The 12590-nt window shown below is 57.7% G+C and carries 11 protein-coding genes; 1 reads left to right on the top strand and 10 read right to left on the bottom strand.

From position 1 onward, the window contains the following. Window positions 1–2: 2 nt before the first annotated feature. Window positions 3–455: a PaaI family thioesterase gene (locus tag QYH43_RS11640; RefSeq protein WP_095060823.1), complete on the bottom strand. Its 453-nt coding sequence runs from the start codon at window positions 453–455 to the stop codon at window positions 3–5. Next, window positions 452–928 carry a PaaI family thioesterase gene (locus QYH43_RS11635; RefSeq protein ID WP_095060822.1) on the bottom strand — a complete coding sequence of 159 codons (477 nt, stop codon included), beginning with the start codon at window positions 926–928 and terminating at the stop codon, window positions 452–454. The genes QYH43_RS11640 and QYH43_RS11635 overlap by 4 nt, the downstream gene beginning before the upstream one ends. Window positions 929–1084: 156 nt before the next feature. Here QYH43_RS11635 and QYH43_RS11630 point away from each other — a divergent pair, with 156 nt between their 5' ends. Then, complete coding sequence (locus QYH43_RS11630; RefSeq protein ID WP_095060821.1) at window positions 1085–1330, top strand: hypothetical protein; 246 nt, start codon at window positions 1085–1087, stop codon at window positions 1328–1330. A 79-nt stretch (window positions 1331–1409) separates the two neighbouring features. On the opposite strand, the gene QYH43_RS11625 is transcribed toward QYH43_RS11630, so the two are convergent. From QYH43_RS11625 to QYH43_RS11590, 8 genes are all read right to left on the bottom strand, one after another. After that, window positions 1410–1811, bottom strand: coding sequence for an MAPEG family protein (locus QYH43_RS11625; RefSeq protein ID WP_095060819.1), 402 nt, complete (start codon window positions 1809–1811; stop codon window positions 1410–1412). Continuing rightward, entirely contained in the window at window positions 1811–2548 is a 738-nt protein-coding gene (locus QYH43_RS11620) for a DUF599 family protein (protein WP_095060817.1), read from the bottom strand. The genes QYH43_RS11625 and QYH43_RS11620 overlap by 1 nt, the downstream gene beginning before the upstream one ends. 211 nt (window positions 2549–2759) lie before the next feature. Continuing rightward, entirely contained in the window at window positions 2760–4073 is a 1314-nt protein-coding gene (gene brnQ, locus QYH43_RS11615) for a branched-chain amino acid transport system II carrier protein (RefSeq protein WP_095152610.1), read from the bottom strand. Between the two features lie 408 nt (window positions 4074–4481). Continuing rightward, window positions 4482–5363 (bottom strand): succinate--CoA ligase subunit alpha, encoded by an 882-nt coding sequence (gene sucD / locus QYH43_RS11610; protein ID WP_095060813.1) that lies wholly within the window; start codon window positions 5361–5363, stop codon window positions 4482–4484. Further along, entirely contained in the window at window positions 5363–6529 is a 1167-nt protein-coding gene (gene sucC, locus QYH43_RS11605; RefSeq protein ID WP_007919879.1) for an ADP-forming succinate--CoA ligase subunit beta, read from the bottom strand. Before sucC ends, sucD begins: the two co-directional genes overlap by 1 nt. Window positions 6530–6725: 196 nt before the next feature. Next, window positions 6726–8162 carry a dihydrolipoyl dehydrogenase gene (lpdA, locus tag QYH43_RS11600; RefSeq protein WP_007998079.1) on the bottom strand — a complete coding sequence of 479 codons (1437 nt, stop codon included), beginning with the start codon at window positions 8160–8162 and terminating at the stop codon, window positions 6726–6728. A 108-nt stretch (window positions 8163–8270) separates the two neighbouring features. Then, the gene (odhB, locus tag QYH43_RS11595) at window positions 8271–9488 is read right to left on the bottom strand and encodes a 2-oxoglutarate dehydrogenase complex dihydrolipoyllysine-residue succinyltransferase (protein ID WP_095060811.1); all 1218 of its coding nucleotides are present in this window, start codon (window positions 9486–9488) and stop codon (window positions 8271–8273) included. 42 nt (window positions 9489–9530) lie between these two features. Beyond that, a complete protein-coding gene (locus QYH43_RS11590) occupies window positions 9531–12362 on the bottom strand; it encodes a 2-oxoglutarate dehydrogenase E1 component (protein ID WP_095152609.1) in 2832 nt (943 codons plus the stop codon). Window positions 12363–12590: the final 228 nt, after the last annotated feature.

The following is a 12590-nucleotide window of genomic DNA, read 5'->3' as shown; positions in this document are numbered from 1 at the left end:
AATCAGGATTTCAAGGGCTCTTCGACTTTGAAATGCGCGCGGGCCGTGGCAATGGGTTCGGCCTCGGTGCTTTGCCAGGCGGTAATCGCCACATTGGCGACCCTGCGACCCTGGCGACACACCTGGCAACGGGCCCAGGTATCGCGAAATTGCCCGGCCCGCAGGTAGTCCAGGGAAAAGTCGATAATCTTCGGTACGCCGGGCGATCCGGTTGCAATCAGCAGGTGCAACGCGGCGGACAATTCCATGAAACCGGCGATCACACCGCCATGAATGGCCGGCAGCAGAGGGTTGCCGATGTTGTCCTTGTTGGCCGGCAGACGAAACAGCAATTCGTCGCCCACCCGTGAGCATTCGACGCCGATCAACGTGGCGTACGGAATCAACTGCAACAGTGAGCTGTAGTCGCCCCGCTCATGAGCCGCTTGCAGTTGCTCCTGAAGGCTAATAGTCATTTCGTGTCTCCGGCAATGACGCCACCAAAGCCCTTGGTGCCTTTAATACCCTTGCCCATGCGCATGAACGTGCCCACCACATGGGCGATGGGATGCTCCGGATCGTCCTGATAGGCGAAGCCGCGCGCAAAGATCACGTCGGTGGTCACCCGGTAGCACTGGGCAAAACCGTAGACGTCTTTATGGGGCTCGGCGGCGTGCATGTAGTCGATGCGCAGGTCGAGGGTCGGACACACTTCGAATTCCGGCAGCACGCACAGTGTCGACATGCCACAAGCCGTGTCCATCAACGAGGTCAAGGCGCCGCCATGAATGACGCCGGTTTCGGGGTTGCCGACAATTTGCGGACTGTACGGCAGAACAACCGTCAGACCTTCATTGTTGGCGCTATGAACTCGCAACCCGAGTACCTGGCAATGCCGCAATGCCGACAGGAATCGTGTAGCACGCTCAAAAACGGGGTTTTCAGCCATTTGATAAAAACTCTTGAAGTGTTGGCCCGACGCCGTAGAAATCCCGGTAAAAGTTCCGCGTTAAAACAAACTTATATATCTGCAAAAATCGTGGAACTTAACCCGAACGCCCATGCTCTTAAGGCCAGTAGATATTTTCCATAAGGAGAAACACCCATGCGTAAGACTTTAGCTATTGCCTTGATGTTGACCGCTTCCCTCGGTCTCGCTGCCTGCGATAAAAAATCCGAGGACAAAGCTCAAGATGCCGCCAAACATGCTGAGCAAGCTCAGCAGGACATGAACAAAGCTCAGGATAAAGTGAACGACGCTGCGAAAGAAAACGCCGAAGCTGCCAAAGCTCAGGCTGAATCGAACGCAGCAGCGGCTAAAGAAGCCGCTCCGGAAGCACCTAAGAACTAAATCGGTTTTTAGCGTGATAAAAGAAAACCCGCCAAGTGCGGGTTTTCTTTTGCCTGGAGCTTTTATTGTCGCGTTAGCGCTAGAGCAAAATCGTTCGAAAAGTCGGACTAACCATCAGTAACAACGAACAGACCAATCCCACCACCCAAACCAGACTGCGCTGCCAGGCCAGGTCTTTCCAGTAACAGACCAGGTAGATCACTCGCGAAATCACGAAGATGATCGCCAGCAAATCGATGAGCCATCCTGCCGTTTGAGTGGTATGCGCCATCAACACGCCTACCGCAAACAACAAGAACGCTTCGAAACTGTTCTGATGGGCCGCCACCGCGCGGGCGCCCAAACCAGTGAGTTGTGCCTGCTGTTCGCGTGGCTGGTGATTGTTGTAACCACCCTGCTCTTTCATCGCTTTGGTCACGGGCATACGCGCCACGAAGATCAGCAAGGCCGAGATAAACACACACCAGAACGGAATACTCATCAAGCCGCCTCTTTATTTGCTTCGGGCAACGGTGCCTCTGTAGGGGTATAGACCATCACGTCGAGAACGTCGGAGTGAAACTCGCGGCGATACAACACGAAGACCACACCGGCACTCATCAACATGAACAACCAGGGACTGACAAACCAGGCCAGCATGGTCATGCCGAAGTAATAGGAACGCAGCCCAAAGTTGAACTGGTTGGCGGCCATCGAAATAACCCGCGCCGCCCGGGACGCGAAGGCTTTGCGTTCCTGTTCGGACACGTGGCGCTCACCGACCATCGGTGCCGAACCGACCAGAATCGCCGCAAAGTTGTACTGGCGCATGCACCAACTGAAGGTGAAGAACGCATAGACGAACACCAGCGCCAGGCACAGCAGCTTGATCTCCGACATGCCCTGGGACGCCTGTTGCACCATCGGGATGTCGGCCAGCAATGAGACTGCCCGCTCGGAAGCGCCGAGCACCGTGAGAATACCCGCCAGGATGATCAATGTGCTGGAGGCGAAGAATGACGCGTTTCGCTCAAGGTTGCCGATCACGCTGGCGTCAGCGATGCGGTTGTCCCGCAACAGCATGCGACGCATCCAGTCTTCGCGGTACAGGTGCAGGACACTGGCCAGACATGCCGTGTCGCGGCCCTTCCAGCCCGCATAGCGGGTGTAACCGCCCCAGCAGATGACAAACCATACGGCGGCAAGAATGTGGATCAGATTGGCTTGGATGAACGACATGCAGGTCCTTGTGATGTGTTAACGGTGTACATAAACCCTGTGTAAGAGCGAGCTTGCTCGCGAAGGTCGCTCCTACAATCGATTGGGCAATGCTTCGACGTTAGCGCAACGGAAAAGACACCGCACGCCTCACAAAAAAAATGCCCCGTATCGATTGATACGGGGCATTTCTGTTTCTGCTCAAGACCCGCTTGTGGCGGGCCGTTGAAGCTTAAGCCAAGGCTTCGGCGCGTTTGCCCAGCAGGCGATCGCAAACCACGGCAATCACCAACGTCATCACCGATGGCACCAGCCAGGCCAGACCTTGCTCGCTCAGCGGCAGATGGGTCAGTTGAGCTGGCATCCAGTCCGCCAGGCCCGCACCCTTGAGTGCATCGATCAGACCGAAGATGAACGACACCAGCATCACCGGACCGACGATACGGCCCTGCTCATGCCAGAAGTCCTTGCAGAAGCTCAGCGCTACCAGCGCGATGCACGGCGGGTAGATCGCCGTCAGTACCGGGATCGAGAACGCAATGAGCTTGGTCAGCCCCAGGTTGGACACCAGCAACGAGAACGCCGCAAGGATGATGACCAATGTCTTGTAAGACAGCGGCAGTACACGGCTGAAGTACTCGGCGCAGGCACAGGTCAGGCCGACCGCCGTAACCAGGCAAGCCAGGGAAATCAGCACCGCGAGGAAACCGCTGCCCAACGAACCGAAGGTATGCTGGACGTAAGCGTGCAATACCGCCGCGCCGTTGCTCGCACCGGCGGCCACTTCATGGCTGCCCGAACCGAGGCGGAACAGGCTGATGTAAACCAGCGCCAGACCGACGCCGGCTATCAACCCGGCAATGATCGCGTAACGGGTGATCAGCGCTGGTGACTCTACGCCACGGGAACGGATGGCGTTAACGATGACGATACCGAACACCAGTGCGCCGAGGGTATCCATGGTCAGGTAACCATTGATGAACCCCTGGGAGAACGGTGCTGCGACGTACTCGGGCGTGGCAAGGCCAATGTCACCCGCTGGCAAAGCAAATGCCGCGATGCCGAGAACGGCCAGAGCGATGATCTTCAGTGGTGCGAGGAAACGGCCAACGGTATCCAGCAAACGGCCCGGATAGAGCGAGATGAAGAACACCAGCAGGAAGTACACCGAACTGTAGAGGAACAGCGCCAACGGGCTTTCGCCGGTCAATGGCGCAAGGCCCACTTCGAACGATACGGTTGCGGTACGCGGCGTCGCAAACAGCGGGCCGACCGAGAGGTAGCATACCGCCGCCAACAGACCACCAGCGACTTTACCGATCGGGCTGCTCAGCGCATCCATGGCTCCGCCGACCTTGGCCAGCGCCACCACGGTGATCACCGGAAGACCGACCGCCGTGACCAGGAAACCCAGCGCCGCCATCCAGACATGAGGTCCGGACTGTAAACCGACGATAGGCGGGAAGATGATGTTGCCAGCCCCGACGAACAGGGCAAACGTCATAAAACCAAGTGCCAGGATGTCCTGGCCTTTCAACACTTTCATTAAGGAAATACCACACTACTGAATCGGAATTTAGAGAGGGATTTCCCTATGGGTGAGGGAAATGCTGTCAGTCCGTATAAGACCAACCCTTTAAGCGCGTTGCTGCCTTGTGGGCTGCGGACGCAAAAATGGCGCGTAGCCTAACGAATTTGCCCGATAAGCGCACTGTTACGGGGCGAACATTCCGATCTGCGACACCTCTATGTCGCGTTTACGTACGTAATTATCATTTAGACGATAACTATAGGAGCTGGCTTGCCAGCGATGACGGTATATCTGACACACCGGGCAGCCTGAATCGCCAGCAAGCCGGCTCCTACAGATCCCAGAGCCTGCATGAATCCCGGAAACGACAAAGGCCACCCGAAGGTGGCCTTTGTTTGGTGAAGCGTCAGCTAAGCGCGAGGCTTACTTGACAGCCCAACCGGTCAGCTCGGACAAAGCCTTGCCGATGTCTGCCAGCGAACGCACGGTTTTAACGCCTGCGTCTTCCAGGGCAGCAAACTTCTCGTCTGCAGTGCCTTTGCCGCCAGAGATGATTGCGCCAGCATGGCCCATGCGCTTGCCCGGAGGAGCAGTCACACCAGCGATGTAGGAAACAACCGGCTTGGTCACGTGTGCCTTGATGTAGGCAGCAGCTTCTTCTTCAGCCGAACCGCCGATCTCACCGATCATTACGATCGCTTCGGTCTTCGGGTCTTCCTGGAACAGCTTCAGGATGTCGATGAAGTTCGAACCCGGGATCGGGTCACCGCCGATGCCGACGCAAGTCGACTGACCGAAACCGGCGTCAGTGGTCTGCTTCACAGCTTCGTAGGTCAGGGTGCCGGAACGGGAAACGATACCGACCTTGCCTGGCAAGTGAATGTGACCTGGCATGATGCCGATCTTGCATTCGCCTGGAGTGATCACGCCTGGGCAGTTAGGGCCGATCAGGATAACACCCAGCTCGTCGCACTTAACTTTAGCGTCCAGCATGTCCAGGGTAGGAATGCCTTCGGTGATGCAGACGATCAGCTTGATGCCGCCGAAAGCAGCTTCCAGGATCGAATCTTTGCAGAAAGGAGCCGGAACGTAGATCACGCTGGCGGTAGCGCCAGTGGCAGCTACTGCGTCTTTAACGGTGTTGAACACTGGCAGACCCAGGTGCTCGGTGCCGCCTTTGCCTGGAGTTACACCACCAACCATCTTGGTGCCGTACTCGATGGCTTGCTGGGTGTGGAAACTACCTTGCGAACCGGTAATACCCTGGCAGATAACTTTGGTGTCTTTATTGATCAGGACGCTCATTATTTGCCCTCCGCAGCTTTGACAACTTGTTGAGCAGCGTCGGTCAGGCTGGTAGCAGCGATGATGTTCAAACCGCTTTCTGCCAGTACTTTAGCGCCCAGTTCAGCGTTGTTGCCTTCAAGGCGAACAACAACCGGGATTTTCACGCCGACTTCTTTCACAGCGCCGATGATGCCTTCGGCAATCATGTCGCAACGAACGATGCCGCCGAAGATGTTGACCAATACTGCAGCGACGTTAGTGTCGGACAGGATGATCTTGAACGCTTCGGTAACGCGTTCTTTGGTAGCACCGCCGCCCACGTCAAGGAAGTTGGCTGGTTTGCCGCCATGCAGGTTGACGATGTCCATGGTACCCATGGCCAGGCCAGCACCGTTGACCATGCAACCGATGTTGCCTTCCAGTGCTACGTAGTTCAGTTCGAACTTGGCAGCGTGCGCTTCGCGCGGATCGTCTTGCGACGGATCGTGGAAAGTCTTCAGCTTAGGCTGACGGTACATGGCGTTGGCGTCGATGTTGATCTTGGCATCGAGGCAGTGCAGATCGCCGTCAGCCTTGATCACCAGCGGGTTCACTTCCAGCAGAGCCAGGTCGTGATCCTTGAACAGCTTGGCCAGACCTACGAAGATCTTGGCGAACTGAGCAACCTGCTTGCCTTCCAGACCCAGCTGGAATGCCAGCTCGCGACCCTGGAATGGCTGAGCGCCAACCAGTGGATCGATAGTGGCCTTCAGAATTTTTTCTGGAGTGTCGTGAGCGATTTTCTCGATGTCCACGCCACCTTCGGTGGAAGCCATGAACACGATACGACGGCTCGAACGGTCAACGACAGCGCCCAGGTACAGCTCTTTAGCGATATCAGTGCACGATTCAACCAGGATCTTGGTGACTGGCTGACCATTGGCGTCAGTCTGGTAAGTCACCAGACGCTTGCCCAGCCACTGCTGTGCGAAGGCTTTGGCGTCTTCTTTGCTGCGAACCAGCTTAACGCCGCCCGCTTTACCGCGACCACCGGCGTGGACCTGGGCTTTGACAACCCACTCGCTGCCGCCGATTTTGTCGCAAGCTTCTGCTGCTGCTTCCGGGGTGTCTACCGCGTAACCGGTGGAAACTGGCAGGCCGTACTCAGCGAACAGCTGCTTACCCTGATACTCGTGAAGATTCATGCTTATTACCGTCTTCGTTAGGTACTGCGCATTCGGTGCTGCACTCATTCAAGTGCCGCACCACCTTTGACTGCTGCTTGCGTAGCCTTTCCGGACAACCGGTGCAGCTACGCAAGACTGCGTCCAGCGGATATTCCGCGGTGAGTCTTGCGTGCAAGGCTCACGACGGGCCATTCCGCCGTGGTTTCTTATTGTCTTAACGCTTCTTGCGGTTGGCGATGTGAATGGCGCCGCCATTCACTGCCAAAGCTGCTTCGTGCAAGGCTTCAGACAGGGTCGGATGGGAGAAAACCATCATGCCCAGGTCTTCAGCGCTAGTGCCGAATTCCATACCGATCGCGCCCTGCTGAACCAGTTCTGCAGCGCTTGGGCCAATCACGTGGACGCCCAGCACGCGGTCTGTCTTGGCATCTGCGATGACCTTGACGAAACCACCGGTGTCGTTGGCAGCCATGGCACGGCCAGAGGCTGCGAACGGGAAGGTGCCGACGTTAACTTCAACGCCTTCAGCTTTCAAGGCCTGCTCGGTTTTACCGACCCATGCGATTTCCGGGTGAGTATAAATAACCGAAGGGATCAGGTCATAGTTCATCTGGGCCTTGTGGCCCTTGATGCGCTCGACAACCATGATGCCTTCTTCCGACGCCTTGTGCGCCAGCATCATGCCGCGAACCACGTCACCGATGGCGTAAACGCCCGGTACGGTGGTAGCGCAGTGATCGTCAACGTGCACGAAACCGCGCTCGTCCAGGGTCACGCCGCAGTCGGCAGCCAGCAGATCAGTGGTCACCGGACGGCGACCAACGGCTACGATCAGCTTGTCGAAAGTGATGTTCTGTTCGCCTTTGGCATCGGTGTAGTTCACAACGACTTCGTCGCCGTTCACTTTGGAACCGGTGACGCGAGCGCCCAGCTTGATGTCCAGACCCTGCTTGGTCAGGGTTTTCAGCGCTTCCTTGGAAACAGCGGTGTCCGCTGCCATCAGGAAGGTGTCCAGGGCTTCCAGGACAGTCACTTCTGCACCCAGACGCGACCAGACCGAACCCAGTTCCAGACCGATCACGCCAGCGCCGATCACGCCCAGACGCTTCGGTACGGATTGGAATTCCAGGGCGCCAGTCGAATCGACGATCACATTCTGGTCAACCGGAGCTGGCGGAATGTCGATCGGACGCGAACCTGGAGCCAGGATGACGTTTTCGGCTTCGATGATTTCTACCGAGCCGTCTGGCTTGGTGACTTCGACTTTCTTGCCGGCCAGCAGCTTGCCGTGACCCTGGATCGAGGTCACACCATTGGCTTTGAACAGGGTCGCAACGCCGGAGGTCAGGCCTTTGACGATGTTGGCTTTACGGCCAACCATCGCTGGCACGTCCATGGTCACGCCAGCGTGATTGATACCGTGGATCGCGAAACCGTCCTGGGCTTCGTGGAATTTCCACGAGCTGTCCAGCAGGGCTTTGGATGGAATGCAGCCGACGTTCAGGCAAGTACCGCCCAGAGCCAGTTTGCCTTCCTTGTCGGTGTACTTCTCGATGCAGGCAGTGCTGAGGCCGAGTTGGGCGGCCTTGATGGCAGCCACGTAACCGCCAGGGCCCGCGCCGATCACTACTACGTCAAATTTCTGCGACATTCAAAAAATCCTCTTTAGCAATAAAGCTACAAGCCGCAAGTTGCAAGCCTCAAGCCCACTCGCTCGCCTTGAGCTTGGGGCTTGTCGCTTGCAGCTTGCAGCTGCTCTTTAGATATCCAGCAACAGACGAGCCGGATCTTCCAGCAGGTTCTTGATGGTCACCAGGAAGGTCACAGCTTCTTTGCCATCGATCAGACGGTGATCGTAGGACAGGGCCAGGTACATCATCGGGCGAATAACGACCTGACCGTTGATGGCCATAGGACGCTGGATGATGTTGTGCATGCCCAGGATGGCTGCTTGTGGCGGGTTGACGATCGGGGTCGACATCATCGAACCGAAAGTACCGCCGTTGGTGATGGTGAAAGTACCACCGGTCATTTCGTCCATCGACAGTTTGCCGTCGCGGGCTTTCTTGCCGAAGGTGGCGATGCCGCCTTCGATTTCAGCCAGGCTCATCAGTTCGGCGTTACGCAGAACCGGTACAACCAGGCCGCGATCGCTGGAAACTGCAACGCCGACGTCAGCGTAGCCGTGGTAAACGATGTCGCCGCCGTCGATCGAAGCGTTGACAGCCGGGAAGCGTTTCAGCGCTTCGGTGGCCGCTTTCACGAAGAACGACATGAAGCCCAGGCGCACGCCGTTGTGGGACTTCTCGAACAGGTCCTTGTACTTCGAACGCAGTGCCATGACTTCGGTCATGTCGACTTCGTTGAAAGTGGTCAGCATCGCCATGTTCGATTGAGCTTCAACCAGACGCTTGGCCACGGTGGCACGAACGCGGGTCATCGGTACACGCTTCTCGATGCGGTCGCCAGCGGCGAACACAGGAGCGGCAGCCGAAGGAGCAGCAGCCTTGGCAGGCGCGGCAGCCGGAGCGGCTTTCTTGGCGGCAACAGCTGCAACCACGTCTTCCTTGGTCACACGACCGCCTTTGCCGGTGCCGGCAACGGAAGCGATGTTGATGCCGTTTTCTTCAGCCAGCTTACGGGCAGCCGGTGCAGCAACAGGATCGTCTTCGCCTTCGGTGGCTGGCGCAGCGGCTTGTGCAGCAGCAGGAGCCGCGGCAGCAGGAGCGGCAGCAGCGCCGCCCGCTTCGATCGAGCCCAGGACTTCGTCGGACAGAACGGTTTCGCCTTCGTTCTTGACGATAGCGCCCAGCACGCCGTCAGCAGTAGCCAACACTTCCAGCACAACCTTGTCGGTTTCGATGTCGACGATCAGGTCGTCGCGCTTGACCGCGTCGCCCGGTTGCTTGTGCCAGGTGGCAACGGTGCCATCGGCAACCGATTCCGGGAAAGTGGGGGCTTTGATTTCGATAGCCATTATCTGTGGGTCCTTAAATTCGGTTTCAGGTGCGCGAAGGCGTTAAACAGTAAAGGCGTCTTGCAGCAGTTTTTCCTGCTGCTCAGCGTGCATCGATGCGTAACCGCATGCCGGTGCAGCAGAAGCCTCACGGCCCGCGTACTCAAGTACGAGAGACTTGTCGAGGTTGCTGATGCTGCGACGCATATGGTGTTGGCTGCAGTACCACGCCCCCTGGTTCATCGGCTCTTCCTGACACCAAACGGCAGCTTTGACGTTGGTATAAGGAGCCAGGACTTCTTTCAAGTCGTCCTCAGGGAATGGATACAGCTGCTCGATACGCACGACGGCGATGTCGTCACGACCTTCGGCACGACGTTTTTCCAGCAGGTCGTAGTAGACCTTGCCGCTACACAGAACAACGCGTTCGACCTTTTTCGGGTCTTGGGCATCGATTTCCGGGATCACGGTCTGGAACGAACCTTCGGCCAGATCTTCCAGCGTCGAGATGGCCAGCTTGTGGCGCAGCAGCGACTTCGGTGTCAGAACGATCAATGGCTTGCGCAGCGGGCGAATGACCTGGCGACGCAGCAAGTGATAGATCTGTGCCGGCGTAGTCGGCACGGCTACCTGAATGTTGTGCTCGGCGCACAGCTGCAGGTAACGTTCCAGACGAGCCGAGGAGTGCTCCGGCCCCTGACCTTCATAACCGTGCGGCAGCAACATGGTCAGACCGCACAGACGGCCCCACTTGTGCTCGCCACTGGTGATGAACTGGTCGATAACCACCTGGGCACCGTTGGCGAAGTCGCCGAACTGGGCTTCCCAGATCACCAGCGCATCAGGCGTGGTGGTCGAGTAACCGTATTCGAACGCCAGTACGGCTTCTTCGGACAGGAACGAATCGTACAGGTCGAAACGTGGCTGGCCGTTGTACAGGTTCTGCAACGGGATGTAGGTGCCCGCGTCTTTCTGGTTGTGCAAGACAGCATGACGGTGCGAGAACGTACCGCGGCCGATGTCCTGGCCGGTCATGCGGATCGGGTGACCTTCGAACGCCAAGGTCGCGTACGCCATGGTTTCGGCGTAACCCCAGTTGATCGGCAGGCCGCCGGCTTGCATCTTCTGACGGTCTTCGTAGATCTTCGCGACCTGGCGCTGAACCACGAAGCCTTCCGGAATTTCCAGCAGCTTGGCGGACAGTTCCTGCAGGGTCTTCAGATCGAAACGAGTGTCGTGACGCGCGGTCCAGGCGTGGCCCAGATACGGACGCCAATCCACGAACAACTCTTTGTTCGGCTCTTTGACCAGGCTCTTCACTACGTGCAGACCGTTGTCCAGCGCGTTGCGGTATTCGTCGACTTTCGCCTGAACACGCTCTGCGTCCAGCACACCGCCCTGGGTCAGACGATCGGCATACAGCTCACGGGTGGTGCGCTGTTTGGTGATCTGCTGATACATGATCGGCTGGGTGCCGCTTGGCTCGTCGGCCTCGTTGTGGCCGCGACGACGGTAGCAGACCAGGTCGATCACCACGTCACGCTTGAACTGCATGCGGTAGTCGATGGCCAGCTGGGTCACGAACAATACGGCTTCCGGATCATCACCATTCACATGGAGGATCGGCGCCTGGATCATTTTCGCAACGTCGGTCGCGTACTCGGTGGAACGCGAGTCCAGCGGGTTGCTGATGGTGAAACCGACCTGGTTGTTGATCACGATGTGCACGGTGCCGCCGGTTTTGAAACCGCGGGTCTGCGACATCTGGAAGGTTTCCATGACCACGCCTTGACCGGCGAATGCCGCGTCACCGTGGATGGAGATCGGCAGAACCTTCTCACCGGTTGGATCGTTACGACGATCCTGACGGGCGCGAACCGAACCCTCGACCACCGGGGAAACGATTTCCAGGTGGGACGGGTTGAACGCCATGGCCAGGTGAACTTCACCGCCAGCGGTCATCACGTTGGACGAGAAGCCCTGGTGGTACTTAACGTCACCGGAGCCCAGCTCGACCTTCTTCTTGCCTTCGAACTCGTCGAACAACTCGCGCGGGTTCTTGCCGAAGGTGTTGACCAGCACGTTCAGACGACCACGGTGGGCCATGCCGATAACGATTTCCTTGGTGCCGTAGGAACCGGAACGCTGGATCAGCTCGTCGAGCATCGGAATCAGGCTTTCGCCGCCTTCCAGACCGAAACGCTTGGTACCCGGGTACTTGGTGCCCAGGTATTTTTCCAGGCCTTCACCGGCAGTCACGCGCTCAAGCAGGTGGCTCTTGATGTCGGCGGAGTACGTCGGACGGCCGCGCACGCTTTCCAGACGCTGCTGGAACCACTGGCGCTGTTCGGAATCGGTGATGTGCGTGAATTCAGCGCCGATGGTGCGGCAATATGTCTGCTGCAACGCTTCGTGAATTTCGCGTAGGCTCGCTTCCTCTTTGCCGATGAACAGGTCGCCGGCACGGAAGGTCGTATCAAGATCGGCATTGGTCAAGCCGTAATGATTGATCGACAGGTCTGCAGGTGCAGGACGCTGCCACAGCCCCAGCGGGTCAAGCTGGGCTGCCTGGTGGCCACGCATACGGTAGGCCTGGATCAATCGCAGCACTTCAACTTGCTTCTTCTCGTGCTCACTGCTCACGCTGCCGGCGGAAACCGGTTGGGCGCGGCGCTGGTTCTTTGCCAGCAAGACGAAATGATCGCGAATTGTCGAGTGCGAAACATCGGTGGCAGAGTTGCCGTCAGCAGGCAACTTCTGGAAGTAGGTGCGCCACTCTTCTGGCACAGCGTTAGGGTCGTGCAGGTAGAGCTCGTAGAGCTCTTCCACATAGGCAGCGTTACTACCGGATAGGTAGGCGCTGTTCCACATGCGCTGCATCACGCTTTCTTGCATGCTTGGTCACCCTCGGTTAGGGGAACACCACCGGTGTCGACACCGAGCAAACTTGCAGAAGTCCGAATGCAGCGACCAAAACAAGCCACTAGGATCACACTGATAGTCCGGGTACCAGCCCGGATGCCCCTGCTTGTCTCATTTCTTCAAAATAAGAGCTGCAGCCTTTTAAGCTGCTGCTCAGGTTAAAACTACGGCGCCGGTTGAAGCCTGCGCCGTAGCATCTAC

The organism is Pseudomonas sp. C32 (assembly GCF_030417915.1).
Classification (GTDB): Bacteria; Pseudomonadota; Gammaproteobacteria; order Pseudomonadales; family Pseudomonadaceae; genus Aquipseudomonas.
Note: the sequence above shows the minus strand (reverse complement) of the source record. Positions and strands in the feature narration are given on the sequence as shown.